Below are 26193 nucleotides of genomic sequence, written 5' to 3' on the forward strand. Positions count from 1 at the left end.
CGACTACGCGTGCGCTAACTATTTAAGTAATTATTTAAGTAATGAGCGCACCGCCAGCCGGGATGCGCGGTGCTGCATATTTTGCGGTGAACCATTGTCCCCAAAACTTAATGTCGAACGCCGAACGCGCATCAGCGCTTTCTTGATGTTCGGTCGGAAAATCGTTGTGGTAACCGCTTTACTGGGCTGTGGCGTCGTTTCCATTCTTTCAGCAAAGTCCGCTTCTTCTTTGACGCAGTTAATTGTGTGGCGCTTTGTAACCGGCGTCGGCATAGGCGCGGCGATGCCTGTGGTGGCGACGTTCGTTGCCGAGTACGCTACAGATCGCAACAGGCCGACGGCCCTGGCGGCATCTTATTGCGGCTTTCTACTGGGCGGAAACTGCGCTGGTATTCTGACGGCTGCTTTCAGCGACCATTTCGGCTGGGAGGGTATACCCGGTAATTTATGCATGCCAGGCATTGCGCCCGGCAACATGGCGCTGGGCGATCTGGCGTTAGCGTTGAAATGGGTACGTACTAACATAGGCGGTTTCGGCGGTGATGCCGAGCATGAACAGGGAGGGGCAACCTTAAGAGCAATTTATATTCCTCAGTTTTCGTCTAATCCAACAATCCGCCACTAAAAAGGCTGCGGTTTTTGAAGCGGCTTTTGAAGTGGTAGTGATAGTTGACGTACCCCGGTAAACGCCTGAAACATTTGGGAACCCGCAGGGCAGCGATATCTGCGGTCGCCTTTTCTTGGTTTACTTTCTTTTAGTGCGGGCGCCGAGCTGAAGCAAAAGAAAGTGACCGGCTGCCGGGCCGCCTTCGGTAAACTATCCACGGAGAGCCCGCCGTTTTAAATAACCAAAATCCTCTACTTCTTAATCCGCCAAGGCGGCAACGGCGCAAATTCTTCCACGACATACTCAATAAATTTCTTCACCCGAGCAGACATGCCCCGGCGTTGCGGAACAAGCGCAATAACGTCAGCAGAGGGAATATCCCATTCAGGAAGCAGTTCAGTCAACCTGCCGCCCCTGACGTTTTCAGCGACATCCCACTCAGAACGAATCATGATTCCCTTCGCAAGCAAGGCCCATTGGTGAATAACTTCGCCATCATTGCAAGCCAAAATTGGATCAACACGAACACTCTGATGAATCCGTCCTTTTGAAAACCTCCAGAGACTCACATCCTCGTTGTTTTCTCGTAATACGAGACAGTGATGCTGGGAGAGAGATTCAGGATCAGACGGCATTCCCATGCGCCGAATGTAAGCCGGTGCGGCACACAAAATTCTCGCATTCTCTGCAATTTTGTATGCAACAAGACTAGAGTCAGTCAACGCGCCAATGTGAAATGTAACGTCAGCATTGTGTGCCGCGCTGGAGGTAAAACGATCGAATAAAGTAAGCGAAATTTTCACTTCAGGAAACGTTGTCTGAAATTGTGCCACGAGAGGTGCTATATAACGACGACCAAATCCAAGCGGCGCGTTTATTCGAAGATGCCCTGCTACAACTGCCCGACGTGCGCTGAGCTGTTCAAATAAAATATCATTTTCGGCGCAAATCGCCGTGCCTTTTTCTAGTAACAGCTCGCCTTCATCGGTCAGTCGCATGCTTCGGGTTGAGCGATCAAGCAACCGCACCCCTAATCTTATTTCTAGTTGTTGTAAGCGCTGGGTGATCGCTGGCGGCGTGACGTTGATCTCTCTTGCCGCAGCGGCGAGACTGCCTGCCTTCACCAAAATCAAAAAAAAGCGAATATCGTGGATGGGAATCATTATTAAGTAAAACTTAATTTAACAGTAGTTTTCATTTAACCATATTTTCAAAGCAGGCAGTCATAATCTACAAACACAAACATGATTGAGATTGAAATGGCACAAAAATATCAAGCGGTTTTATGCGATTTACTCACTGCGCTTTTGGATTCCTGGTCCGTATGGAACAAGACCGCAGGCTCGGAAGAAACCGGGCGTATCTGGCGCGCAGAATACCTCAGACTTACCTATGGCTGCGGCGCTTATCAACCCTATGAAGAATTAGTCGAACAAGCGGCAAAAAATAGTGGCATCGCACCATCGCTAGCGAAAGAGCTAGAACAAAATTGGCTGGCATTGGATCCATGGCCCGGGGTTGTTTCGACGCTGACAGCATTAAAAAAAACGCATCGCATTGGTGTTGTTACCAACTGCTCTGAAAGACTTGGGCGCATCGCCGCTGACAGAGTAGGTGTTCCATTCGATATCGTCGTCACCTCAGAGCAGGCCGGTTTTTACAAACCACATCCACGGCCTTATGAATTGGCATTGGAGGAGCTTGGCTTGCCCGCCGAGCAAGTCCTCTTCGTTGCGGGTTCTGGCTATGATTTATTTGGCACCGCCAAAGTCGGTCTCGACACTTTTTGGCACAACCGCATCGGTTTGACGTCGCCTGCCGGAGCACCTGCGCCGATGGCTGAATCGGCAGAAATTTCAGATGTTCTTCAATTCGTAGCCACAACACAGTAATAGGAACTGAAATGGATAATTTTCCTCAAACTTTGACATCAAAGTTAACCGATCTTGAAACCCCGGTACTGGTCCTGGATAGAGATCGGATGGATCAAAATATACAAAAAATGCGTTCAAACCTTGCCCGGTTTTCTGTGAATTTCAGGCCGCACGTCAAAACTAACAAGTCCATTGACGTTGTCAAGAATATGCTTGGCGATACCTCTGGCGCAATTACAGTATCAACGTTGAAGGAAGCCGAATATTTTTCAGCGCATGGTTTTAAAGATATTTTGTATGCTGTGGGCATTATTCCCAGCAAATTCGACCATGTGATCAGGGTTCGTCAAGCTGGTACAAAACTGATCGTCGTATTAGATAGCCTTGAAATTGCACAGGCACTGGGCGACAAGGCGAAACAAGCGCGCACTAGCTTCGACGTAATGATAGAAATTGACTGTGATGGTCATCGGTCTGGTGTTGATCCGGAGTCGGCATCGCTCATTGAAATCGGTAAAGCATTGGTCGCTGGTGGACAAAATCTCATCGGCGTAATGACGCATGCCGGAAACTCTTATAACTGTCGGTCTATCGATGCCATAAAAAAGATGGCTATGCAGGAACGCGATGCCGCAGTTCGCTGCGCGAATCGCTTGCGTGATGCTGGCATTGCGTGCCCTACAGTCAGCGTCGGCTCGACGCCGACTGCCATGCTCGCCGATAATCTCGACGGTGTGACTGAAGTGCGTGCAGGTGTTTTCGTTTTTGAAGATTTAGTGATGGCGGGATTGGGCGTTTGCGGCGCAGAAGACATCGCGCTTTCAGTGCTGACCACGGTCATAGGCCATCAAAAGGAAAAAGGCTGGATTATCACGGATGCAGGCTGGATGGCGATGTCGCGCGACCGTGGAACTAGCAAACAACCAGTCGATCAGGGATATGGCCTGGTATGCGATCTAAACGGTGAGCTGCTATCCGATGTTTTGGTCGTAGACGCCAATCAGGAGCACGGCGTAATCGCGCATCGCTCAGGCGATCCGGCGAAGACCCCTGATCTTCCCATCGGTACGATGCTGCGCATACTGCCAAATCACGCTTGCGCCACCAGCGCGCAACATGCGCAATACCACGTTGTTCATCGCGATTCTTTCGACATCTTGGCAGTGTGGGCGCGATTTAGAGGTTGGTAGGATAGCTGCTGCCGCAGAGGTTGCGCTTAAGTCAAAAGTCAAACTCGCATCTTTATAGTTGATGCGAGTCTGAATTCCTCAGCGAGAATAATGTGCGATCTTCCTCGTCGCGCAATAACGTCAAAAATTTCTTACTTCGGGGGCTGGTACAACATATCGATATGAGGGATGCCCGTGTCGTCATATAGTTCGCCGACGGTAGCAAATCCTAACGTGCCGTAAAAAACTTCCAACTGCGCTTGCGCGCTGATGCGGATCGGTAAGCCGGGATAGAGATCTGAAGTTTGCGCTATTGCCTGTTGCATCAACGTCTGGCCGACGCCTTTCCCACGAGATTGTTCGGAGACGATGACGCGTCCTATGGAAGGTTCAGGATAGCGTAGCTTAGGTGGAACAATACGGGCATAGGCTTGCAACGTCCCGTTATCGTCATAACCCAAGCCGTGCCAGCAAGACTGATCGAGGCCATCGGCATCGAGATAGAGGCAGTTTTGTTCGATAACGAAGACGCGCTGCCTTAAATTGAGTGCGTCATAAAGTTGCTCTAACGAAAGTCGGTGAAAAGGTTGCCAATACCAATGCATCATTTAGTTTCCCATCGCGTTAATGACATGGCGCATCGCCGCTTGTCCCGCTGCAAGTTTACTTAATGTTTGTATGTCGCGGTTAAAGTTTGTATTAAGTTGGCATTCGCTTCTGAATAGCCCTTCATCGCTAATCTGATCAGGGTGTAATGGAATACGTGTCAAAGGCCATTTTTCTCCCCTGACGATCATTCCGAGCCAATTTTTAGATATGAAAAAAGTGTAGACCGTCAACGCAGCGCGGCTCTCGTGATGCTGCATTACGTTCATCCTGGAAAATCGAGGGCGGCGAAGAATGCCGTAGCGGAAGGCGAACTCTTTGCCGCGCTGCTAACATCGGTAGCCATTAGCAATATCTTTAGCTTAGCGCTTTAGTCGGGCGTTACCTACTCGCCATATCACGCTGCGGCTCGCACAAAACTTCCTGGCTCACGACTACACAGCATATTTGCACTGGTGCACGCTGCACCTTGAATGTGCAGAAATGTGATTCTTTGGTGAATTAGGCAACCGAATATAAGACAAAAACGGCAAATTCAGCTGGTATGAGATTTGCTAAGATAAAAATAATCTCTTATATAAATCAAAAAACCATATATGAAACAAAAATGCGCTTTCATATTCAAGGAAATCTGCTATATTTATTTGACTTAAATCATATTTGGTTTAATGTTTTATATATGAGACAAAAAGCGATTGTTTAGCCTCGATGGGTTTTCCCATTGCGGCATTCAAAGGCAGTCGCTGGGATGGGTACGCAGCTACCTACACTAACTAGCCAGAGGCATCATGAGCGAAACTGCATTGCGTAATGTCGGCAACAGCCTTGCCGATTTGTGGACGTCCCGCATGGGCGTCGTCGTTATTCATTGGACTGGCACGCCTTGCTGCCGCCAATTGAATGCTGCTGAATACAATCCTTCGATCACTTGGAGGATGGTATGAAATCCAATAGCGGCCGCTGGTATGGCGTCATTACACTGTTCGTGATCGTCGCCATTTCCTATATAGACCGGATCAACATCTCGGTACTGATCACCGATCCGGCATTTCTGGCGCACATCGGGATTGCTAAAGCAGATCGCGCCAGTCAGGGCTTTCTCGCTACGGCATTCATGCTGGGCTATGGCATATCCGCTTTCATCTTCACGCCGTTTTGCGCGGCACTATTCGGTGTCCGCCGGAGTTTGATTTATGGCTTGATCATGTGGGGCCTGGTGACATTTCTGACGCCTTATTTTCATGGCTATGGGATTTTGGTGGCTTCGCGCATCTTGCTTGGTGTGGCGGAGGGACCGCTGTTTTCTCTCGCGTCGTCATATATCAAGGCGCATTTCGCCAACCACGAAAATGGCAAGCCTAACTCCTTCGTCAATATGGGAACTGGGCTAGGTCTGGCGCTCGGTTATCCTATCATCGGCTATATGTTGGTCAGTTTTCATTGGGAAGTTTCGTTCTACCTGCTGGCGTTGTTGAACATTGCTTTAGGTATTCCGCTGGTGATGGCTTTTGTGCGGATGCCGAAGATGGCAGCCTATATGGACCGACCGAACTCGGTTGGCGATGCAGTCAAGCAAGCTGGCGATATTATCCGTGGCGCTCTGAAAACCCGCAATCTACTAGTGATCACCATACTGACATCTGCTGCGCTGGCTTATCTATGGGGCAGCAGTAATTGGCTGCCCGCGTATCTGAAAGATGCACGCGGTTTTTCGATCAAGGAAATGGGCTGGCTGGCGTCCTTGCCGCAGTACGCGTTAGTGCTGGCGGTGCTGCTTGGCGGGATCATTATCGATAAGGTCGAGCGGCAGCGGGTTCCGTTCATTTTCATGGCGGCGAGTGTCGGCGTGGCGCTGTCGGTGTTGCTAGCGATCAATGTGCAGAATCCTTATATGGCAGCCTACAGTCTGATCGCCGCCAATTTCTTCTGGGGTTTGTTAAGTCCGGCGATTCCCAGCACGGTGCAATATTATTCGCGTCCCGAACACACGGCCAGCGCCTTCGGCGTCGTCAATGGAACGGGTAGCCTTGTTGCGGGTTTCATGCCCGCCATTATGGGCGGCGTCATCAGCGCAGTGGCTGCCGGTTCCGGCGCAAGCGGCGGAGCAGGGGCGGGATTTTTCGCAGGTTTTGCACTGTTGATTGGTACGCAAATGGTGGTGTTTATCTGTGGCTTCATCCTTTGGCTGCGAGAACGCGGTTATACCCAGTCAGCGCAGTCGGAATCGCAAGGCGTCGTTACGCAATGATGGAGGCGGCCGGTGCTGGCGTGTTCCGGCATCGGCTGCGCCAGATAAATATGCTCTATTGACAAGATTCGCACTGCGGCAATTCCAGACGCCTGTATAAGCTTGCGTGCGGAAAATTTCATATATAAATCAGCAAGTTACGTTAAAAATAAAAGTAGTAAAAAGCCTTATCTTTTTTAAAGATACCTGCTATATTTCTACTTAAGATGTTTTATATATAGATTAGTAGTTTATATATGAAACAAATAGATTTCTTACTCAGCGTAATACGTCTCCGGAAAATATCCGGACCGCGGAGTAAATAATAAGAGAGCGCAAGAGAGAGACATAAGAGAGATATGACCCAAAGCACACAATTACTGGCAGGACGACGCATTTTGATTACCGGTGCTGCACGCGGACTGGGATTGGCATTCGTTACTGCTGTCGCTGAAGCTGGTGCCACCGTCGCGATGGCCGACATCCTGCACGATAGTTTGCAAGTTGCCGTGGCCGATCTTCAGCAGCGCGGTTTGAAGGTTGCAGGTTTTGCGCTTGACTTGGGCGATCCGGCATCGGTCGAGCAGTGCGCCAGCCATGCCATCGACTGGTTAGGCGGACTGGACGGATTGGTCAACAACGCCGCCGTTACCAATTCCGGCGGCCGCACTTCTGAGCAGTTGGAAGTCGACATGTGGGACAAAGTGATGAACGTCAATGTGCGCGGTACCTGGCTGATGACGAACGCCTGCCTGCCAGCGCTGCGTCAGTCTGGCCGTGGCAGCATCGTCAATCTGTCGTCTGACACACCGTTGTGGGGTGCGCCTAATTTGCTGGCATATGTCGCCAGTAAGGGCGCGATACTCGGCATGACGCGCTCATTGGCGCGCGAGCTGGGCGGCGATAACATCACCGTCAATGCGATAGCCCCGGGCCTGACGCTAGTCGAGGCCACCGAATACGTGCCGAAAGCACGGCATCAGGTATATCACGATCATCGTGCGATCCAGCGTGACCAGTTGCCTGAAGACGTTTGTGGCGCAGTGATTTTTGCCTTATCCGATCTATCGCGGTTTTATACCGGACAAGTCATGGCTGTCAATGGCGGCTTTGTGATGAACTAATTCTCAATTTCTGGACAACTGAACACTAGCAAGGAGATAACGATGACCGATTTATCCGAACAAAAGAATATCAAGCCGACGTGGGCACAAGCCGATGGCAGCAGTTTCAGCCAGTGGATGGAAACCCGCGTAGCACGCTTTTCGAGCCGTAAATACGATTGGAACGCACTAAAGTTCCAGGCAGATCACGACCCCAAATACCGCCGTGCGCAAATGCGTTATATCGGCACCGGCGGCACCGGCGTGGCAGCGGATAGCAGCGTGATTCCGTCCGAGCATTTCACGTTTTCGACGATGATCATCCCCGCCGGTCATGAAGGCCCGCCGCATCTACACGTCGATGTCGAGGAAGTATTTTTTATGTTGCGCGGCAAGCTCAAGCTGGTATTGGAAAAAGACGGCGAGCGTTACGAAACGATTCTGACCGAGCGCGATGTAGTGTCGATCCCGCCGGGCGTGTATCGCGAAGAAATCAATATCGGCGACGAAGATGCGTTGATGTGCGTGATGCTAGGCGCAAAAACGCCGATCACGCCAACTTATCCGCCCGATCATCCATTGGCAAAAATCAAGCGCGGCTGACATGAACATGACAGCGCCTGTAACCACCGCCACCGCAGAAATGCAGGAAACACTCGCCTTGCTGGATGCGCAGTTTCCAGAATCCAGTATCGATATTGACGGCAGCATAGTGTCTTATCGCAGCTGTGGCAGCGCTGTGGAAAGCGGTCGCTGTGTCGTCCTGTTGCACGGCATTGGATCGAGTGCGGCGTCGTGGTTGCAGTGTGCGTTGGCATTACCAAAAGATGTGCGAGTAATTGCCTGGAATGCGCCCGGTTATGGCAATTCGACACCGTTGCCGATGACACATCCGGCTGCAGCGGATTACGCGTTGCGGTTGCAGCAGTTATTGCAGGCCTTAGAGGTGAGTGATTGCCTGCTGGTGGGGCATTCGCTGGGCGCAATCATGGGATCGGCCTACATGGCTGCGGGTTATGGCCGGGGCCGGGTCAGGCAACTATTGCTGCTCAGTCCGGCGCAGGGCTACGGCAGCGAAGACAAGCGCCAGCGTGGGCAAGAGATGGTGCGGCAACGCTTTGATGCGCTGACGACATTGGGTTTGACGGGAATGGCGCAGAAAAGCCCGGAGCGGATGCTGTCGGCGCAAGCCGCCGATGCAGCCCGTGCCTGGGTGAGCTGGAATACGCAAAGTTTGCAACCGGCAGGTTATATGCAAGCGGTACAGATGCTGTGCAACGACGATATTCACCAGCATCTGGCAGTGATTGCCGGTCAATCAGCGTTGTCAACAGTACCGATAACAATGGCGGCTGCGGTATATTGCGGCGACGCCGATATTGTCACATCGCCGCAGGACAGTCGAACGCTGGCTGAGAGTTTTCAGTTGCCGTTTCAGCTAATCGACGGTGCCGGTCATGCTTGCTATATCGAGCAGCCGGAAGCAGTCGCGGCAATGCTACGTCGTCACCTTTATCAACTTTCTTGAGACAAGATCATGAATAAACCAGAGTTGCCAGAAGAAGAAATGCAAGAAAAATACCTCGTGCCGGGATTGGAACGCGGTTTGCGTCTGTTAAGCGAATTCAACCGTCAGGACAAAAGCTTGTCCGCACCGGAACTGGCGCGCCGTCTGAGTGTGCCGCGTTCGACCGTGTTCCGACTGTTGACTACGTTAGAACGCATGGGATTCGTCGAACGCAACGAAGGCGGTCGTGATTACCGTCTTGGCATGGCAGTACTGCGCCTGGGTTTCGAGTATCTGGCATCGCTGGAACTGACTGAAATCGGTCGGCCGCTGCTGGATCGCCTGCGTGATCAGATTTCCTATCCCTGCAATCTGGTGGTGCGCGATGGCCGTTCGATCGTGTATGTCGCCAAGTCAGTGACGCCGACTGCTTTTGTCAGTTCGGTCAATGTCGGTACACGTTTGCCAGCGCACGCTACTGTGCTCGGTCGTGTCCTGTTGGAAGACCTGTCATTGGCGGAATTGCGCCAACTATATCCAGAAGAACATCTGGAGAGTTTTTCCAGCAACACACCTAAAACCGTCGTCGAATTATTCGACATGGTGCAGCACGATTGCAAACGCGGTTATGTATTGCAGGAAGGTTTTTTTTGAAACCGGCATTTCCACCGTCGCGGCACCGGTACGTGACCATTCCGGCAAAGTTGTGGCAGCGATGGGGGCGACGATACCGTTGCCGCACATCGACCCTGCTCAGCTGGACGATATCGTGCGCTGCGTGCGCGAAACTGCCGGTGAATTATCCGGTTTGCTTGACCATGCTCCCGAAAAATCGGGCGGCAAGGTTGTTCACATGTGGCGGGGATAAAACAGCATGAGCATGATTCGACTTGACGGCAAGGTTGCCGTCGTTACCGGCGGCTCTTCTGGCATTGGCCTTGCCACCGCAGAATTGCTGCTAGAAGCGGGCGCGGCGGTAGCATTGTGTGGACGTAATCAAGAACGCCTGACGCAAGTCGAAGCCATGCTGCGGCTGCGTTTTCCGCAAGCCAAACTTTATTGCGCAGTATGCGATGTGCTGTCGCAAGAGCAGGTACAACAGTTCGCCGACGAGGTTGCAGAACGACTTGGTCCGGTATCGATGCTGGTCAACAATGCAGGGCAGGGACGGGTATCGACTTTCGCCGACACTGAGGATGGCGCGTGGATGGAAGAGCTGCGCCTGAAGTTTTTCTCGGTGATTTACCCGACCCGAGCGTTCCAGCCTCAACTAGAAAAAATGGCGAAGGCGGATGGCACTGCTGCCATCGTATGCGTCAATTCACTGCTGGCGATTCAGCCCGAGCCGCACATGGTAGCGACCTCTGCCGCCCGCGCCGGTGTCCACAATCTGGTTCGTTCATTAGCTACTGAATTCAGCCCGCTGGGCATTCGCGTCAACGGCATTCTCATCGGTCTGGTGGAATCCGGGCAATGGCGACGTCGGTATGAGGCGCGTACAGAACGCGAATTATCCTGGGAACAATGGACTCAGGCACTTGCACAAAAGAAAAATATTCAACTCGGCCGTTTAGGCCATCCACAGGAAGCCGCACGCGCCATCATGTTTTTGGCGACGGCACTTTCTTCGTACACAACAGGCAGTCATATTGACGTTTCAGGAGGACTTTCTCGCCATGCCTAATAAAACCAAAACCATCCATCAGGTTACTGTCGGCTGCGCCATCGCAGCCTTTCTCGAACAGTGCAATGTCAAGGCGGCCTTCGGCGTCATTTCGATTCACAACATGCCGATTCTTGACGCTTTCGGTGAACGCGGCAAGATTCGTTTCGTGATGTCGCGCGGCGAAGCTGGCGGCGCTAACATGGCCGATGCGTATGCTCGCACTACCGGCGGTCTGGGCGTTTGCCTGACCAGCACCGGCACTGCTGCAGGCAATGCTGCCGGTGCCATGGTTGAAGCATTGACCGCCGGTACGCCGCTGCTGCATCTGACCGGCCAGATCGAGACGCCTTATCTGGATCAGAGTCTGTCTTATATCCATGAAGCGCCGGATCAACTGACCATGCTCAAAGCGATTTCGAAGGCAGCATTCCGCGTGCGCAGCATCGATACCGCGATCAGCACCATCAAACTGGCGGTGCAAACTGCGCTGACACCGCCGATGGGGCCGGTCAGTGTCGAGATTCCGATTGACATTCAGGCAGCCTTGATTCCGATGCCGTCGGATTTGCGACCATTGCCGATTCCATCCAATACGCCATCGGCGCATGCGCTGGATGAACTGGCCGCACGACTGGTCAAAGCCAAGCGGCCAATGCTGTGGGTGGGCGGTGGTGCACGCCATGCCAGCAAGCAAGTTAAACGTCTGCTTGATATGGGTTTCGGCCTGGTCACCACCACGCAAGGTCGCGGTATTGTGCCGGAAGACGATCCGCGTTCGCTGGGTGCTTTCAACTTGCATAAACCGGTCGAGAATTTTTACCAGACTTGTGATGCAGTCGTTGTAGTGGGTTCGCGCCTGCGCGGCAATGAAACCTTAAAGTACGAGCTGAAATTACCGCAAGCCCGTTATCGCATCGATGCTGATCCAGCTGCCGAAGGCCGTTGCTATAACAGTGATTATTTCGTCTGCGGTGATGCTGCACTGGCGCTGGATGGTTTAGCAGATCGATTGCAGGAGTTGAAATCGCTAGACGTCGATCCGACATTTATCGGTGATTTGCAAAAGGCGCGTGAAAGCGCGTTGCATGGTCTGATCGATGGGCTGGGTCCTTACAGCGCGTTAGTCGAACAGTTGCAAAAAGCTGCCGGGCGCAATTTCAATTGGGTGCGTGATGTTACTGTCTCCAACAGCACCTGGGGCAATCGTTATCTGCGGATTTTCGATCCACTGGCAGGCGTGCATGCGCTCGGCGGCGGTATCGGACAAGGTTTGGCGATGGGCATCGGCGCGGCGGTCGGCGCAGCGGTGACGGCATCGGGGAAAAAGACTTTCTGTCTGGCCGGTGATGGTGGTTTTATCCTGAATCTGGGCGAGCTGGCAACGGCCGTGCAAGAACGTGCCGATATGGTCATCGTCCTGATGAACGACCAGAGTTACGGGGTCATCAAGAATATTCAAGATGCGCAATACGGCGGTCGTCGCCACTACGTTGAATTGCATACGCCGGATTACGCACTGTTATCGCAGTCGTTACGTCTGCGTCATACCCGCATCAGCGATCTGGCCGATATCGAGAAAGGATTACGTATGGCGTTGGCCGAGCCGGGTCCGTTCATGCTGGAAATCGACATGTTATCGATCGGTAAATTTAAAACCGCTTTCGCGGGGCCACCGGTGAATGAAGAAAAAGTCGCAGAAAAATCCATCGCCACGGTAGCTTGAGGAGAATGACATGCTGCATGTTTCAATGATCGGTTGTGGTGCCATCGGCATCGGCGTGATGGAGTTGCTGAAAAGCGACCCGGAAGTCGCTTTCGATATGGTCATCGTACCCGAGGCGCATATGGAAGCGGCGCGTCCGGTCGTGTTTTCACTGGCACCGCATGCGCGTGTTGTCAATCGGCTGGAAGAACGGGGAGATCGTCCTGACCTGCTGATCGAGTGTGCTGGGCATCGCGCTATCGAGGAGCACATCATTCCTGCATTGAAACGCGGTATTCCTTGCATGGTTGTTTCTATCGGTGCGTTGTCTGAGCTGGGCTTGGTAGAGCGGCTGGAAGCGGCAGCCCGCGAAGGCAAGACCCAGGTACAACTGCTATCAGGCGCAATCGGTGCGATCGATGCCTTATCGGCAGCGCGTGTCGGCGGCCTTGATTCCGTCATCTACACCGGACGTAAACCACCGGCAGCATGGAAGGACACGCCAGCCGATGGTTTATTCGATCTCGATAATTTGCAAACCGCTACCGTCATTTTTGAAGGCACGGCACGCGAGGCCGCACGTCTGTATCCAAAAAATGCCAACGTCGCCGCGACCTTATCGTTAGCCGGTCTGGGACTGGATCACACGCAGGTGCGCTTGCTGGCCGATCCCGGTGTCACCGAGAACGTGCATCACGTTGAGGCCAAAGGCGAGTTTGGCGGTTTTGAATTGACCATGCGCGGCAAGCCTCTCGCTGCGAATCCTAAAACCTCCGCGTTGACCGTATTCAGTGTGGTACGTGCGCTTGGCAATCGCGCCCACGCTTTATCTATTTGAGTGAAGAGTGACATGAGTGACTTGAACGACATGAATCCAAATGAGACATTGCCGATCTGCATCGCAGGAAACTGGCGTTTGGGACAAGGCGATCGCTATGCTAGCTTGTATCCCGCCACTGGCGAACCGATTGCGTGGCTAAACGCCGCCAGCATCGCCGACGTGGAAGAAGCGATTGCTGGTGCCGATCACGCCTTCCGCACCAGCGGCTGGGCGCAGCGCAAGCCGCATGAACGGGCAACGGTGCTGCATCGCGTCGCCCAGTTGATCCGCGATCAGTCGGAATATCTGGCGCAGCGCCAACGTCTGGACAACGGCAAGCCGATTACCGAAACGCGCGCATTGGTGGCCAGCGCCGCGAACACTTTCCAGTTCTTTGCCGCTGCTTGCGAAACATTGGAAGACACCATTACGCCGATGCGGGGCGACAACCTGACGATGAGCGTATATGAACCCATGGGCGTGGTCGCCGCCATCACACCCTGGAACTCGCCAATCGCTAGCGAGGCGCAGAAGATGGCCCCTGCGCTGGCCGCTGGCAATGCCGTGGTTGTCAAGCCAGCCGAAGTAACGCCGTTAATGGCGCTGGAGCTGGCCAGAATTTGTGAGGAAGCCGGTGTTCCCAAGGGACTAATCAGTGTATTGCCGGGCAAGGGTTCAATAATTGGTGACGCCATCACGCTGCATCCGCTGGTACGGCGTGTATCGTTCACTGGCGGCACCACTACCGGCAAACATATTGCCCACATTGCTGCTGACAAAATGATGCCGGTATCGTTGGAGTTGGGCGGAAAATCACCCACGATGGTGTTCGAAGATGCTGATCTGGAACATGCGGTGGCGGGTGTCTTGTACGGGATTTTCAGTTCGTCCGGCGAGTCTTGTATAGCCGGTTCGCGCTTGTTTGTTGCCCGTGGTATTTACGAACATTTTATTGAAAGACTCGCTGCCGGGGCTGCGGCTTTACGCGTTGGCGATCCAGCCGATGAACGTACGCAGTTGGGACCATTGATTACTCCGCGTCATCGTGATTCGATTGAATCGTATGTGGCGATGGGCGTCGAAGACGGCGGCCAGATTCGTACCGGCGGTATGCGTCCAGAAGGTAAATTATTCGAACGCGGAAATTACTATCTTCCAACCATCATCGAAGGCCTGACCAACGAACAACGCATTTGCCAGGAAGAGATTTTTGGACCGGTATTGGTGGCGATGCCCTTCGATAACGAAGAAGATTTGATCGCGCAGGCGAACGACAGTGTTTACGCATTGGCGGCGGGCATCTGGACTCGCGACTATAAAAAAGCCTGGCGCTTTGGTCGCGCAGTGCAAGCCGGGAATGTCTGGATCAATACCTATAAGCAACTATCGATTTCAACCCCGTTCGGCGGTTGGCGTGATAGTGGGCTAGGGCGCGAAAAAGGACGGCTGGGAATTTTGCAATACATGGAGCAAAAGAGCATGTATTGGGGTTTGAATGAACAACCGTTACCGTGGGCAGGCTGAGCGGGTTTGCGGTAATGACGGACTAGTAACCAAGGGTAGTGCGAGGAGACGCAACATGGATGTATTAGGTATTGATGAAATTACATACGGCGCCGACGATTTGCCGTTGTGTAAGCAATTTTTTTCCGACTGGGGTATGACGCTCGCGGAAGAGACTGAACAGGTGTTGGTATTCGTAACGCAAAACGGTTGTCGGGTAGTCGTCAAACACAGCGACGACCCCGACTTGCCACCAGCAATCGAAGCAGGGCCGACGTTGCGTGAAGTAGTCTGGGGTGTATCGGCACAAGAAGTTTTGGAACGTTTTGCTGGGCGGATTGCAGCCATGCCCGGTTATGTAAATCAAGGCACACGAATTGGCTGTACGGATCCAAACGGTCTGGCGGTGCGCTTTCAGGTCACACAAAAACGCGAGATCGATCTCGAATGTGCGGAAATGAATACCTGGTCGCATAAACATCGCATCAACCAGCGCAGCCCGGCATACGAAAGCGCCGCGCCGATTGAAGTCGGCCACGTAGTGTTTTTTGTCAAAGATGTAAAAGCGTGTGAAAGCTTTTATTGCGACAATTTCGGCTTCGTGCCGTCCGATCATTATCCGGGCCGTGGCGCTTTCTTGCGCTGTGCCGCAGATGGCGGTCATCACGATATTTTTCTGTTGCAACCGCCCGAGCCGCGCGCCGGATTGAATCATGTCGCATTCACCGTACGTGATATCCATGAAGTCTTTGGCGGCGGCTTGCACATGTCGCGCAAAGGCTGGGACACGCAACTCGGCCCCGGTCGCCATCCGATTTCATCGGCTTATTTTTGGTACTTCCGTAATCCCGCAGGCGGCCTGATTGAGTACTACGCCGATGAAGATCAGCTTAACGAAGAATGGCAGCCACGCGATTTCGAACCGGGCCCGACGGTGTTCGCCGAATGGGCGATCGACGGTGGCATTGACGGCAATACCCGCCGTCAAAAAAATGCCGATGCTCCCAGTGGCAAGTTTCTGACCGACCGCGCTAAATCCTGATACGAGGTAATTCCATGTCTGCATTAAAAATCGGTATTCTCGGCGGCGGCATCGGCGGTTTGACTGCGGCGATTGCGTTGCATCGCGCCGGTCATGACGTCGTCGTGTACGAGCAATCCAAGCAGTTCCTGCGCGTTGGCGCGGATATTAATCTGACCCCGAACGCGGTACGTGCGCTGGACGGACTGGGCATAGGCGAAGCGGTCCGTCGTACCGCAGCACGGCCGACACATCGCATCAGCCGGACCTGGGATAGCGGCGCGGAAACCTCTCGTCTCGAAATGGGCGATACCGCCGAAAAGAAATATGGCGCACCGCAGTTGACGATACATCGCGCCGATCTGCTGGCAGCGCTAGCAGAAATATTTCCTGCGGAACGTGTGAGGTTTGCAAAGCGCGCCGAAACGATCTCGCAGGAAGATCAAGGCATCGTTCTAGCATTTACCGATGGCAGCACCGATAAAGTGGATGTACTGATCGGCGGCGACGGCATTCACTCGGCAGTCCGCAGCGCGATGTTTGGTGCGGAAAGTCCGCGCTTTACCGGCGTGGTGGCGTTCCGTGCGGTGATTCCGGCTAACAGTGTTGCCGATGTCCCGAACCTGCAGGCATTCACAAAATGGTGGGGGCCCAATCCAGAAAGCCAGATCGTCACTTTTCCACTGAATCGCGGCAAGGATATTTTTATCTTCGCTACAACGGCACAAGAAACCTGGCATCTGGAATCATGGACGACTCCCGGCAGTGTGCAGGAATTGCGCGATAGTTACGCCGATTTTCATGGTGATGCGCGGGCTTTGCTGGATGCCTGCGATGAAGTCTTGAAGACCGCCTTGTATGAACGCGATCCTTTGCCGCATTGGTCCAAGGGCAATATGACGCTGCTAGGTGATGCCTGCCATCCGATGATGCCATTCATGGCGCAAGGCGCTGGTATGGCGATCGAAGATGCGGTGGTATTAGCGCGTTGTCTGGCAAATGCCACGACGTTGGCGGCGGTTGCCGATGCCTTGCAGTGCTATCAAGAACTGCGTCTGGAACGTACCAGCAAGATCCAGATAGGTTCGCGTGGCAATAATTGGCTGCGTGATGGCGGCAATGCCGATTGGGTCTACGGCTATGACGCGTGGACGGTGCCGCTGGAAACCGAAACGGTGTAAATCATGACTGCACAGCCACAGACAATGTTGCTGACCGTACTGCTGAAGCACGATCAGACAAAGAACCTGGAGCAAATCCAGGACCACATGAAAAGTGTCGATTGGTGGGAACGTTTTCCTGTGGCGGGCACGCGTGTGGTGTCGTGGACGGTGGCGATGGGATTGGGCCAGATCGTTACTCTGGAACTGCCGCCGTCGCTGCTGCCGCAGGTGAATGTCGAACTCGAACGTTCGGCCTGGGGTGTGTTTCGCACCGAATGTTATCCCACTTACGATTTTGTACCTGTGCGTGAGCGTATTCGCGAACGCGTAAACAATGGAGGCCAATAATGAGCGAATTAAGGCAGGAAGTTTATCTCAACCCACATCAGGCGCGCCGCCGCCCACCGACCCCGTATGAAGATTTGCTGGGCGATTCTATTGAGCGTGCGTTTGCCGCAGGCATTCACGATCTTGAAGGTTTAGTGGCGCATCTGAATCGCACCGGCCCCGGTTGCCTGCAAAACGAAGGCGTCTGGACCGAAGCCCTGTATCAGGAAGAAATGACAAGACTGGCTGCTTGAGCAGACCAATCCATTCAGGAGAGTAGTGATGAGAACAATAGCCAATGACCCAGTGGAAGCAGTCCTTGCCGCTGGTTTGAAAGATTTGTGGTATCCGATTTGCCCATCCGAATTTGTTGCCGAGCGGCCAGTCTCGCTGCGACGTCTGGGCAAAAAATTTGTGCTCTGGCGAGAAGCTTCAGGCAAGCTGCATGCACTCGAAGATCATTGCCCGCATCGTGGCGCACCCTTGTCGATGGGGATCGCCATGGGCGACCGTATCGCTTGCGGTTATCACGGCGTGCAAGTGCGTTTCGATGGCGTCGTCACCAGCGTACCGGGAAGCCCGGGATGCAAGCTGGAAGGTGCAAAGGCAACGCGTTCATTCCATGTGCAAGAGGCCTGCGGCGCGATTTTTCTTTATAACTCTACCGTCAATGTCGACCAGCCGCCGCCGTTGCGCTTGCCCGAGGAGTTGACCAGCGATGAGTATTCTCACTTCCTTTGCTATACCGAGTGGAAGGGCGGTTATCGCTATGTCACCGACAACGTCATGGATCCGATGCACGGTACTTTCCTGCATAAGCAATCGCACTCGATGGCCGAGGGCGATAACACGGCGACCTTCCGCGTGCGCGAAACCGATCTCGGCTTTGTGTTCGAAAAAGAAGGCCAGCGCGGCGTTAATTTCGATTGGACCGAATGGGCCGATACCGGTCTGCATTGGATGCGCCTGGCGATTCCGTATCCAAAAACGGGCGGTCCCGGCGGCAGTTTTTTCATTATCGGCAGCTATACCCCGATTACCGATAACGTTGCCGCAGTATTCCATTGGCGTTGCCGCAAGCTAAGCGGTTGGCAACGCGATACCTGGCGCTTCCTGTATCGGAATCGTCTGGAAGCGCGCCATTGGACTGTGCTGGAGCAAGATCGCGTGGTGTTGGAAATGATGGAGCCGGATGCCAATCAACGTGAAATGCTGTACCAGCACGACATGGGGTTGGTGCGCTGGCGTCGCCATATGCGCAATCTTGCTAAGGAACAATTGGAAAGAGAAGACGCAGCGGCTCCTACGAAGGCAGCGTGAACAAGATGTCTAGAGTCCGGCATGTGAAGACTGACCAGGTGCCGGAATCTGCATCGGGCACCTGGTCCAATTGTCTGGTTATCGGCAACGAAGTAGTGATGTCAGGCATGACCGCACATCCTGCTTCACGTGATGCGACGCTGGATACTTACGCGCAGACATTGGTGGTACTGGGTAAGTTGCGTGATCTGGTGGAAGCCGCTGGCGGATCGCTCGGCAGCATCTACAAGTTGGTCATTTATGTGAAAGATATCGGCGACAAGGATGAAGTAGGGCGAGCACGCCGCGACTTCTTCCGGGCACCGTATCCCTGTTCAACGCTGGTGCAAGTCAGTGGGCTGGTATTTCCCGAACTGACCGTCGAGATTGATGCCTTTGCGCGGTTGGACATTGATTTACAGGCTGTGGAATAAGCCACCGCTTTGCAATGCGTTTGTATAAGTTCGGTATGAGGTTTTTATGAGTAATTCTCTGATTTCGGTGCGGGTTCAGGCCATGCGCTTCGAAGCAAAAGGTATCGTCAGCGTAGAGCTGGTGGCGCTAGACGACGCTGACTTGCCGCCGTTTGAGGCCGGTTCGCATGTCGATCTCCATTTAGGTAACGGTATTGTGCGCAGCTATTCATTATTGAACGCGCCGACGGAGCGCCATCGCTACGTAGTTGGCGTGCTGAACGATCGCAACAGCCGTGGCGGTTCGCGTTATGTGCATGAGCAGTTGCGGGTCGGTTCCAGTATCACCATTTCCGCACCGCGAAATAATTTTGCGCTCGATGCATCTGCACGCCACTCGGTGTTGATTGCTGGCGGCATCGGTATCACGCCGATCTCCTGCATGCTGAATCAACTGCGCAGTCAGGACAAATCGGCAGAGCTACTGTATTGCGCCAGATCGCGCAGCGAAGCGGCTTTTAGTACGTTGCTGTTGCAGCAGGCGGGTGTCACCGGTCATTTCGACGACGAACAAGGCGCACCGCCAGATTTGCGCGCCTATCTGGCAAGCAAGCCGAAGGACGCGCATTTCTATTGCTGCGGCCCGACCCCAATGCTGAATGCATTCGAAGCCATATGCGACGAACTCGGGCTGCCAAACGTCCATATCGAGCGCTTCGCTGCCGCTGAAAATGTTGAAGCGGTGCAAAGCGACGCTTACGTTGCAGAGCTTGCGCGCAGTAAAAAAACCATCTCTGTGCCAGCTGGAAAATCGTTACTGGATGCGCTGTTGGACGCTGGTCTGGAGATAGAGCATAGCTGCCGCGAAGGCGTGTGCGGTTCTTGCGAGACACGCGTGCTGGAAGGCGAACCGGAACATCGCGACGGCGTGCTCAGCAAAAGCGAACGGGCATCAAACAAGATGATGATGGTCTGCGTGTCGGGCTGCAAGGGACGGCGGCTGGTACTCGATTTGTAGCGAGCAGGTTTTGAATACCCGTCATTGTTCGGGTATTTTTTTGGACTCAATTTTTTTCGGAACGTTGATTCACTGGCGAGACAAATCGCTGTCCATCAACGGTGCCATGCAGAACACATCTCGTAGGCGTGGGGCATATGGGAGCAGTGAACACGGTTAAGGCCGTGGTTATCATAGAAGGGGAGAGACATGAAAAAGATACTGATGGCCGTGGCAGCGACAAGTTTGACGGCAAGTGCTTTTGCACAAAGCAACGTGACGATTTACGGCAGTCTGGATGCCGGGGTTGCTTACGTTAATAATCTGGGTGGCAAATCCGTTGTGCGTCTTGATCAAGGCACGATGCAGCCTGACCGTATCGGTTTTCGCGGTAGCGAAGATTTGGGCGGTAACCTGAAAGCTAACTTTCAGCTCGAAAGTGGTTTCTCGACAGATACCGGTGCGCAGCCGTCGCCAGGCAAACTGTTCAATCGTATGAGTTCGGTCGGGCTCTCGGGCGATTTCGGTGCCGTCACGATGGGCCATATGCCTGATATCGTATTTGATTATGCTGGCAAATTCAGCAACGGCTATCAATTAACCAACTGGTACTTATTCCATCCCGGAAATCTGGATAGTCTGGCCAACACCTTCCAGTTCGACAATGCCGTGCGTTACACCACGCCGACATTTTCCGGGCTGCAAACGAGCGGCATGGTGGGTTTTGGCGAAGTAGCTGGCAGCAGCAGCACGGGGCGCAACCTTAGCGCTGGCGCCACCTATACCAATGGCCCGCTGCGGGCTGTGCTGGCGTATTCCAAGTTGAACAATCGTGCCGCCGGTTACGCCGGAGCATTTCTCAGCAGCGTTGGTCTGGGCAGTGCGGCAACCGTATTCAACAGCCTGACGACAGTCGCCGCAGGGCTTGGTTACACCATCGGAAATGTGCGGCTAAACACCGTCTACACGCAGGTCAAGATCGATTTGCCGAGTGATGCGGCGCCAAAGCAGAAGAACTTCGATCTGGGTGCAGCCTGGCATTATGCTGCCGCAGACACGCTGAATGTCGGCTACAGCCTGTCCAAGCTAGAAGGTGCGCGCTGGAATACAGTAAGTTTGAGTAATGTACATGCGCTGTCTAAACGTACTGAACTATATGTGCAGGCAGCTTATCAGCGTGCTGGTGGCGACGCGAAGTATGCTGTCATGAATGGCACTGGTAATGCCGGATCGACTGGCGTTGCGGGTGGCCCAAGCCAGTTGGTAACGACGGTTGGTATGCATCATTCGTTCTAATTCTAATCGCTGGTTCGGCATCCTTTTCTTCTGAATATCGAATCAAAACTAAAAACCCACATTCTCTCGGAGAGTGTGGGTTTTTAGTTTTTGTGGGTTGCTTAAAATGGATCGAAGCCTTATTGCATTTTTTAACTACCGACCCTTCCGCCTCACCGTGAAATCTTACTCGCGGCGCAAAGCATCAACTGCTGACGTAGCCATCCGTGGCTAGGATCTTTGTCAAAGCGTGCATCCAAGCTGAATATAAGCTAAACCTCTTGGCAGGGACCGCAAGACGCGCTTCGTAGTATAAAAATTTCTTCAATGAAGGTATTTCACAATTCCCAAACCAAGCAGCCGGACATCATAAAACATCAGACTTATTTCAGTAGAGATAATGAAAATGATCGCCTGGAAAGCAGCCGGATATTTATTCAATAATGTCTGGTATGGCGCATCATAAAGTTTGACTATGCCTTTACGATTGCAAAGGGCCACACAGGCCGTTCCTAAAAGAGCGCCTGCTAAAATATCTGTCGTGTAATGTAACCCGAGATACACACGCGGTAACGCAATAAACAACAGAACATATAAAAATACGCAGGCCCCAGCTCTTTTCGAAATGAGAAATATTCCCATCGCCAGACTAAAAAATAAGGTGGCGTGATCGCTTGGGAAAGAATTCCAAATATATAAAGCCTGGCTCTTCGGCTCAGATAAGCCGATATAGGCATGATAGGGAAGTGCGGGGTTTGCGATGGGACGGGGTTGAAATGGTCCTAGATTATTAATTAATCTGGTGATGCCGACGGCGATAACGCATCCGATCAGCGTTGCGACAATAATCCGTTTGGAATTTGATTTTGGATCGGTATCCCGGAACCAGAAAAACCAAATAATTCCCATGATCGGGAAGCCTTTGACCAAATCTGAATTGGCCATGTAATGGACGATTTGATTGAAATGTGCCGAGGCAGAATTAAACTGTCCCATCCAATTGATCACCATCAAATTCAAAGAATTATTCCACATTTTCGCGATCCTTCACCGTAATAGTCTGGTTGATGGCTGGCCCTGTGTCATGCAACTTCTGAAATAATATGTGCGCTAGTGGTGGCGGAGATTCAGCATCGCTACGTTAAAAGTATAAAAATTGGATGCGTAAATTAGAAGCTAATGCACATTAAAGTGCGCGCGTTATGCGTTGTTTTATGTGTCACATGGCCGCATTTTTTTGCGCTAAATTTTTTCGGGTATGAATGCTATACACAACCAACTGCCGATCAGTATCGGCAATGAGGTGCTGCTAATGTATGTAAATGTTGCATATTTAAACCGATCCGGCAATCACTTTTATTCGATGGCTGCGATTTAGCTACAGTCATCCGATACTTGGGACAGAAATGGAAATGGTGCGTCACAATACAGTTGCTGGGGCACGTTTAAGGTGATTCACTTGCGTGCATCAGTTGCCGTTGATCTGATCAAATAACAATCATTTAAACAAGGTCAGATGGATTCATTCGTGGGCAGCCGGGGTATGCAGAATGTCGTTTAATTTTTGATTATTCTAAACGGTAATAGCGCTCACGAAGTAATTTTTTCTTAAAAATATTGCGTCGCAGCATGTTCTTGCCTCCCTCCGTTGAGGTGCATATTTTTAATTTGCAATTGCATAATAAATTTCTTGTTTTTTAGTATTTTTCCACCTATTCTCAAACCTTCAAGGCACCAGATGTCAAGCGGAATTGGCTCACGGAAACAGCGCATTTAATATTTTTATGAAACTCCGAAAGTTATTTTTGCTGTATCGCAACATATCTCATATCGCACTTAAAAATCCGTAATTTTTTTCTCTTGTTTTGAAAGCATGCGGAGAAATACAGTTACCGAATCAAAATTTATAGCAGCACTTACTGATTTCTCTATCAGGGAATCACGCAAAAATGCATCAGGGATTTAATAACATTGGAATCATTAAGTCGGTCTAAAAAATGGCCGTCAGGTTGAGTCTTTTGTAGTCTGCAATGCTTCTTTCATCTGTAGTTTCTCGGTAAATACGCATCTATCTTAACGACTGATTCTGCACATCTACATTGCAGAAAAAAGGCCTTATGTAAATGTGGATTCACGTTTCATCGCGCATTTTTTGACGCAATTTTATGTACCAAAAGGGGATTAAATGAAAAGACGTTTGAGACACTTTGCTGAAGTTAACCGGCTGCCTTGGAAAACTATTATTCTTATGCCGATTTTTTCATGCATGTCGACCCATGCGGCCACCAGCGATTTGGTGCCTACCGAATACATACCGCTTCCGGAGGTTCTGATTGCGCCGCCCGATGCGATAACCCCTTATGTCGCATACGGCGTTAATTACGATAACAATTTATTGCGATTGCCAAATTCGGCGACTGCGCAAGCGATGGGAATAGGCAGTAGCTTGTCTGATTTTTCGCGTAGAGCGGAAGCCGGTGTGGTGGCCGACGAAAGAATCGGGCAACAACATCTGAGTGCGAATCTGAATGTCGCCAAAGTCGATTACAACCGATTTACGGCACTCGATCATCTGGATAAAAATGCCTCCGCCAATTGGAATTGGCATCTGGGAAATCACGTCGAAGGGAATGTCGGCGCTAATTACGCGCAGGGCCTGACGCCTTTTGTCGATTTCCATTTATTACAAGCAAATATACGTACGCAAGTGAATGAGTACATAGATGGGTCCTGGTTGTTTCACCCCAGCTGGCGTGTCAATGCTGGCTTGGTGCATAGCGATTTATCGTATGACTTAAGCTCGCAGGCGCCACTCAACAATACGCAGAATCAAGCCCTTTTGGGGCTGGATTATCTTGCTATCAGCGGTAGCACCGTCGGTCTGCAACTACGTCATATTCGCGCAAACTTTCCCAACCCTCAGCAGGATGGCGGCTTGTCCGTGGCTAACAGTTACGATCAGAACGAGCTCAAGGCAAAAATAGATTGGCTGTTCAGCGGTAAGACGCGATTTCATTTCCTGGGTGGCTGGGTCGACAGAAAACAAGATGCGTTTTCTGTGCGGAATTTTAGCGGGTTTAATTCTCGTGTATCAGCAGATTGGTCGCCGACAGGAAAAATCGATCTCACCGTTGCGGCATGGCGCGAGATTGGCGCGGTGGATGATCTCACCACAGTCTATTCGTTGAACCGTGGTGCCAGCTTTGGTGCGAGTTGGAATTATTCTGAAAAAATACGTTTAGTAGCGCAATACAAATATGAAAAAAGAGATTTCAGTCATTCGACGGATTCTGGTCTTCTCGGGACCGATCCGAACGATGTTTTACACAATATGGCACTGACGCTGGTCTACAAGCCAACGTTGCGCTGGGAATTTCAATTATCCGGCAGTCGCAGCACCCAAAGTTCAGCCAACGCTACTGGTGGCTACACAAGTAACGCCGTGATGCTGAATACGCGCTTCTTATTTTAATGGGGGGATAAAATGACTGAGAATGATATCCCTCTGGTTTCATTCTTCAAGCGCTTGCTTGATCCGGTCATTATTCTCGGCCTGCTATATCTGGTCATCACGGTACAGGACGAATTGTTTACTGGGAATTATCTGATTTTGATGATTCTCACTTTCTTCGTGTCCTCTTATGTCTATGAACAAATTGACCTGTACCGTAATTTGCACGTTGGAAGACAACTTGCCTATGCCGGAGATATATTTTTTGGATGGGCGATTATTGTCGTTATCCTGATGTTGATAGGGCAGGGTACGGGGCTGCGCGATGAATTTTCCGATCACGTTATATTTATGTGGTTTGCGCTTGCGCCATTCGCGCTTCTATTAAGTCGGATGACCGCTTATCGGCTGGTATTCAATTTTGGAAAAGATCATGAAGTACGCTCGGCAGTGATCATCGGGTCGAATGATCCCGGCGTGGATTTGCTCAGACGCCTTACGTTGCGGAGTAATGCAAGCATCACAATGTGCGGATTTTTCGATGATCGCGATCAGGTCGTCAGACCCTCCGGTTTGCACTGCCCGCATCTCGGGGCGATTGAAAATGTAGGCCCTTATGTGCGTGAACACAAGATTAAGACGATTTTTATCTGTTTGCCAATGTCGCCGCATCCCAGAATGTTATGTCTGATGGAAGAGTTGCGGGATACGACTGCATCAATCTATTTCGTCCCCGATATTTATACCTTTGATTTGATACAGGCGCGTCTCGATCAAGTTGGTGGGGTTCCTGTTATCGGCATTTGCGAGACACCGTTCATCGGCCTGCGCAGTCTGGTAAAGCGCGGCAGCGATATTGTTCTTGCGACGCTGATTCAGATCATGCTATTGCCAGTGATGTTTGTCATTGCGATAGGCGTCAAATTATCTTCTCCGGGGCCGATCATTTTTGCACAGCGCCGTTATGGATTGGATGGCGAAGAAATAGTGGTCTATAAATTCCGCTCGATGGGCGTCTGCGAGGACGGTGCAGTAGTCAATCAGGCGAAGAAAAATGATGTACGAGTGACGCGCTTTGGCGGCTTTCTTCGCCGTACTTCACTCGACGAATTGCCGCAATTTATCAACGTATTGCAAGGCCGTATGAGTATCGTCGGTCCTCGCCCACATGCAGTCGCCCATAACGAAATGTATCGCAAGCTCATCAAGGGTTACATGCTGCGGCACAAGGTCAAGCCCGGCATAACGGGATGGGCGCAGGTGAACGGTTTTCGCGGAGAAACCGATACGCTGGACAAAATGCGATCAAGGATTGAATACGATCTGGAGTATCTGCGCAACTGGTCTCTGGCGCTGGATTTATGGATCATTGTTCGTACCGTCAAAGAAGTGTTGAAGAAAGACAATGCCTATTAGTGTATGGGTGCGCAACGTCGCTCATGGTAATGCATAAAAAATTTATA

The 26193-nt window shown here is 51.8% G+C and carries 26 protein-coding genes and 1 pseudogene; 23 read left to right on the forward strand and 4 right to left on the reverse strand.

Annotated features, from left to right (window positions below; genetic code table 11):
• Positions 1-94 precede the first annotated feature (94 nt).
• Positions 95-625, forward strand: coding sequence for an MFS transporter (locus C7W93_RS01885; protein ID WP_146177501.1), 531 nt, complete (start codon positions 95-97; stop codon positions 623-625).
• Positions 626-858: 233 nt separating this feature from the next.
• On the opposite strand, the gene C7W93_RS01890 is transcribed toward C7W93_RS01885, so the two are convergent.
• Entirely contained in the window at positions 859-1770 is a 912-nt protein-coding gene (locus C7W93_RS01890) for a LysR family transcriptional regulator (RefSeq protein WP_108438493.1), read from the reverse strand.
• 96 nt (positions 1771-1866) lie between these two features.
• Between C7W93_RS01890 and C7W93_RS01895 the strand changes: the two genes are divergently transcribed.
• Together C7W93_RS01895 and C7W93_RS01900 are read left to right on the forward strand one after the other, a co-directional pair.
• On the forward strand, positions 1867-2499 hold the full coding sequence (locus tag C7W93_RS01895; RefSeq protein ID WP_108440427.1) for an HAD-IA family hydrolase: 633 nt from the start codon (positions 1867-1869) through the stop codon (positions 2497-2499).
• Positions 2500-2510: 11 nt separating this feature from the next.
• Positions 2511-3671 (forward strand): DSD1 family PLP-dependent enzyme, encoded by a 1161-nt coding sequence (locus C7W93_RS01900; RefSeq protein WP_108438494.1) that lies wholly within the window; start codon positions 2511-2513, stop codon positions 3669-3671.
• Between the two features lie 131 nt (positions 3672-3802).
• On the opposite strand, the gene C7W93_RS01905 is transcribed toward C7W93_RS01900, so the two are convergent.
• Together C7W93_RS01905 and C7W93_RS01910 are read right to left on the reverse strand one after the other, a co-directional pair.
• The gene (locus C7W93_RS01905; RefSeq protein WP_108438495.1) at positions 3803-4258 is read right to left on the reverse strand and encodes a GNAT family N-acetyltransferase; all 456 of its coding nucleotides are present in this window, start codon (positions 4256-4258) and stop codon (positions 3803-3805) included.
• Positions 4259-4516 carry a hypothetical protein gene (locus C7W93_RS01910; RefSeq protein WP_108438496.1) on the reverse strand — a complete coding sequence of 86 codons (258 nt, stop codon included), beginning with the start codon at positions 4514-4516 and terminating at the stop codon, positions 4259-4261. It lies immediately after the preceding gene.
• A gap of 528 nt (positions 4517-5044) precedes the next feature.
• Here C7W93_RS01910 and C7W93_RS24545 point away from each other — a divergent pair.
• From C7W93_RS24545 to C7W93_RS01995, 18 genes and pseudogenes are all read left to right on the forward strand, one after another.
• Positions 5045-5200 carry a hypothetical protein gene (locus C7W93_RS24545; protein WP_161539855.1) on the forward strand — a complete coding sequence of 52 codons (156 nt, stop codon included), beginning with the start codon at positions 5045-5047 and terminating at the stop codon, positions 5198-5200.
• Positions 5197-6504, forward strand: a complete 1308-nt coding sequence (locus C7W93_RS01915) for an MFS transporter (protein ID WP_108438497.1) — start codon at positions 5197-5199, stop codon at positions 6502-6504. The genes C7W93_RS24545 and C7W93_RS01915 overlap by 4 nt, the downstream gene beginning before the upstream one ends.
• Positions 6505-6842: 338 nt before the next feature.
• Positions 6843-7607 (forward strand): SDR family oxidoreductase, encoded by a 765-nt coding sequence (locus tag C7W93_RS01920; protein ID WP_108438498.1) that lies wholly within the window; start codon positions 6843-6845, stop codon positions 7605-7607.
• A gap of 42 nt (positions 7608-7649) precedes the next feature.
• On the forward strand, positions 7650-8189 hold the full coding sequence (locus C7W93_RS01925; protein ID WP_108438499.1) for a cupin domain-containing protein: 540 nt from the start codon (positions 7650-7652) through the stop codon (positions 8187-8189).
• Between the two features lie 7 nt (positions 8190-8196).
• Entirely contained in the window at positions 8197-9114 is a 918-nt protein-coding gene (locus C7W93_RS01930; protein ID WP_370446384.1) for an alpha/beta fold hydrolase, read from the forward strand.
• 9 nt (positions 9115-9123) lie between these two features.
• Positions 9124-9961, forward strand: a pseudogene (locus C7W93_RS01935) (IclR family transcriptional regulator).
• Between the two features lie 6 nt (positions 9962-9967).
• Positions 9968-10777 carry an SDR family oxidoreductase gene (locus C7W93_RS01940; protein WP_108438501.1) on the forward strand — a complete coding sequence of 270 codons (810 nt, stop codon included), beginning with the start codon at positions 9968-9970 and terminating at the stop codon, positions 10775-10777.
• Positions 10770-12482 (forward strand): thiamine pyrophosphate-binding protein, encoded by a 1713-nt coding sequence (locus tag C7W93_RS01945; RefSeq protein WP_108438502.1) that lies wholly within the window; start codon positions 10770-10772, stop codon positions 12480-12482. Before C7W93_RS01940 ends, C7W93_RS01945 begins: the two co-directional genes overlap by 8 nt.
• Positions 12483-12492: 10 nt before the next feature.
• Positions 12493-13299: an aspartate dehydrogenase gene (locus C7W93_RS01950; protein WP_108438503.1), complete on the forward strand. Its 807-nt coding sequence runs from the start codon at positions 12493-12495 to the stop codon at positions 13297-13299.
• Between the two features lie 30 nt (positions 13300-13329).
• Positions 13330-14805: an aldehyde dehydrogenase gene (locus C7W93_RS01955; RefSeq protein ID WP_108440428.1), complete on the forward strand. Its 1476-nt coding sequence runs from the start codon at positions 13330-13332 to the stop codon at positions 14803-14805.
• Positions 14806-14860: 55 nt separating this feature from the next.
• On the forward strand, positions 14861-15826 hold the full coding sequence (locus tag C7W93_RS01960; RefSeq protein ID WP_108438504.1) for a VOC family protein: 966 nt from the start codon (positions 14861-14863) through the stop codon (positions 15824-15826).
• A 14-nt stretch (positions 15827-15840) separates the two neighbouring features.
• Positions 15841-16986 carry an FAD-dependent monooxygenase gene (locus tag C7W93_RS01965; protein ID WP_108438505.1) on the forward strand — a complete coding sequence of 382 codons (1146 nt, stop codon included), beginning with the start codon at positions 15841-15843 and terminating at the stop codon, positions 16984-16986.
• A 3-nt stretch (positions 16987-16989) separates the two neighbouring features.
• Positions 16990-17316 (forward strand): hypothetical protein, encoded by a 327-nt coding sequence (locus C7W93_RS01970; protein WP_108438506.1) that lies wholly within the window; start codon positions 16990-16992, stop codon positions 17314-17316.
• Complete coding sequence (locus tag C7W93_RS01975) at positions 17316-17549, forward strand: recombinase-like helix-turn-helix domain-containing protein (RefSeq protein ID WP_108438507.1); 234 nt, start codon at positions 17316-17318, stop codon at positions 17547-17549. Before C7W93_RS01970 ends, C7W93_RS01975 begins: the two co-directional genes overlap by 1 nt.
• A gap of 28 nt (positions 17550-17577) precedes the next feature.
• A complete protein-coding gene (locus C7W93_RS01980) occupies positions 17578-18615 on the forward strand; it encodes an aromatic ring-hydroxylating dioxygenase subunit alpha (protein WP_108438508.1) in 1038 nt (345 codons plus the stop codon).
• A 5-nt stretch (positions 18616-18620) separates the two neighbouring features.
• Complete coding sequence (locus C7W93_RS01985) at positions 18621-19028, forward strand: RidA family protein (protein WP_108440429.1); 408 nt, start codon at positions 18621-18623, stop codon at positions 19026-19028.
• Positions 19029-19074: 46 nt separating this feature from the next.
• Positions 19075-20025 (forward strand): PDR/VanB family oxidoreductase, encoded by a 951-nt coding sequence (locus tag C7W93_RS01990; protein WP_108438509.1) that lies wholly within the window; start codon positions 19075-19077, stop codon positions 20023-20025.
• Positions 20026-20214: 189 nt separating this feature from the next.
• Entirely contained in the window at positions 20215-21300 is a 1086-nt protein-coding gene (locus tag C7W93_RS01995) for a porin (protein ID WP_201747145.1), read from the forward strand.
• A gap of 303 nt (positions 21301-21603) precedes the next feature.
• Here the strand turns inward: C7W93_RS01995 and C7W93_RS02000 are convergent, their stop codons facing one another.
• The gene (locus tag C7W93_RS02000) at positions 21604-22314 is read right to left on the reverse strand and encodes a phosphatase PAP2 family protein (protein WP_108438510.1); all 711 of its coding nucleotides are present in this window, start codon (positions 22312-22314) and stop codon (positions 21604-21606) included.
• Between the two features lie 1213 nt (positions 22315-23527).
• Here C7W93_RS02000 and epsL point away from each other — a divergent pair.
• Positions 23528-24751 (forward strand): XrtB/PEP-CTERM-associated polysaccharide biosynthesis outer membrane protein EpsL, encoded by a 1224-nt coding sequence (gene epsL, locus C7W93_RS02005; RefSeq protein WP_225869725.1) that lies wholly within the window; start codon positions 23528-23530, stop codon positions 24749-24751.
• A 12-nt stretch (positions 24752-24763) separates the two neighbouring features.
• Complete coding sequence (locus tag C7W93_RS02010; protein ID WP_108438511.1) at positions 24764-26146, forward strand: undecaprenyl-phosphate glucose phosphotransferase; 1383 nt, start codon at positions 24764-24766, stop codon at positions 26144-26146.
• Positions 26147-26193: the final 47 nt, after the last annotated feature.

Origin of the sequence: Glaciimonas sp. PCH181 (genome assembly GCF_003056055.1) — a bacterium.
In the GTDB taxonomy this organism is placed as follows: Bacteria; Pseudomonadota; Gammaproteobacteria; order Burkholderiales; family Burkholderiaceae_D; genus Glaciimonas.

Coding starts and splice junctions, on each gene's coding strand:
- C7W93_RS01890 (WP_108438493.1), bottom strand. CDS start 1,770: ATGATTCCCATCCACGATATTCGCTTTTTTTTGATTTTGGTGAAGGCA.
- C7W93_RS01895 (WP_108440427.1), top strand. CDS start 1,867: ATGGCACAAAAATATCAAGCGGTTTTATGCGATTTACTCACTGCGCTT.
- C7W93_RS01900 (WP_108438494.1), top strand. CDS start 2,511: ATGGATAATTTTCCTCAAACTTTGACATCAAAGTTAACCGATCTTGAA.
- C7W93_RS01905 (WP_108438495.1), bottom strand. CDS start 4,258: ATGATGCATTGGTATTGGCAACCTTTTCACCGACTTTCGTTAGAGCAA.
- C7W93_RS01910 (WP_108438496.1), bottom strand. CDS start 4,516: ATGCAGCATCACGAGAGCCGCGCTGCGTTGACGGTCTACACTTTTTTC.
- C7W93_RS24545 (WP_161539855.1), top strand. CDS start 5,045: ATGAGCGAAACTGCATTGCGTAATGTCGGCAACAGCCTTGCCGATTTG.
- C7W93_RS01915 (WP_108438497.1), top strand. CDS start 5,197: ATGAAATCCAATAGCGGCCGCTGGTATGGCGTCATTACACTGTTCGTG.
- C7W93_RS01920 (WP_108438498.1), top strand. CDS start 6,843: ATGACCCAAAGCACACAATTACTGGCAGGACGACGCATTTTGATTACC.
- C7W93_RS01925 (WP_108438499.1), top strand. CDS start 7,650: ATGACCGATTTATCCGAACAAAAGAATATCAAGCCGACGTGGGCACAA.
- C7W93_RS01930 (WP_370446384.1), top strand. CDS start 8,197: ATGACAGCGCCTGTAACCACCGCCACCGCAGAAATGCAGGAAACACTC.
- C7W93_RS01940 (WP_108438501.1), top strand. CDS start 9,968: ATGAGCATGATTCGACTTGACGGCAAGGTTGCCGTCGTTACCGGCGGC.
- C7W93_RS01945 (WP_108438502.1), top strand. CDS start 10,770: ATGCCTAATAAAACCAAAACCATCCATCAGGTTACTGTCGGCTGCGCC.
- C7W93_RS01950 (WP_108438503.1), top strand. CDS start 12,493: ATGCTGCATGTTTCAATGATCGGTTGTGGTGCCATCGGCATCGGCGTG.
- C7W93_RS01955 (WP_108440428.1), top strand. CDS start 13,330: ATGAATCCAAATGAGACATTGCCGATCTGCATCGCAGGAAACTGGCGT.
- C7W93_RS01960 (WP_108438504.1), top strand. CDS start 14,861: ATGGATGTATTAGGTATTGATGAAATTACATACGGCGCCGACGATTTG.
- C7W93_RS01965 (WP_108438505.1), top strand. CDS start 15,841: ATGTCTGCATTAAAAATCGGTATTCTCGGCGGCGGCATCGGCGGTTTG.
- C7W93_RS01970 (WP_108438506.1), top strand. CDS start 16,990: ATGACTGCACAGCCACAGACAATGTTGCTGACCGTACTGCTGAAGCAC.
- C7W93_RS01975 (WP_108438507.1), top strand. CDS start 17,316: ATGAGCGAATTAAGGCAGGAAGTTTATCTCAACCCACATCAGGCGCGC.
- C7W93_RS01980 (WP_108438508.1), top strand. CDS start 17,578: ATGAGAACAATAGCCAATGACCCAGTGGAAGCAGTCCTTGCCGCTGGT.
- C7W93_RS01985 (WP_108440429.1), top strand. CDS start 18,621: ATGTCTAGAGTCCGGCATGTGAAGACTGACCAGGTGCCGGAATCTGCA.
- C7W93_RS01990 (WP_108438509.1), top strand. CDS start 19,075: ATGAGTAATTCTCTGATTTCGGTGCGGGTTCAGGCCATGCGCTTCGAA.
- C7W93_RS01995 (WP_201747145.1), top strand. CDS start 20,215: ATGAAAAAGATACTGATGGCCGTGGCAGCGACAAGTTTGACGGCAAGT.
- C7W93_RS02000 (WP_108438510.1), bottom strand. CDS start 22,314: ATGTGGAATAATTCTTTGAATTTGATGGTGATCAATTGGATGGGACAG.
- epsL (WP_225869725.1), top strand. CDS start 23,528: ATGCCGATTTTTTCATGCATGTCGACCCATGCGGCCACCAGCGATTTG.
- C7W93_RS02010 (WP_108438511.1), top strand. CDS start 24,764: ATGACTGAGAATGATATCCCTCTGGTTTCATTCTTCAAGCGCTTGCTT.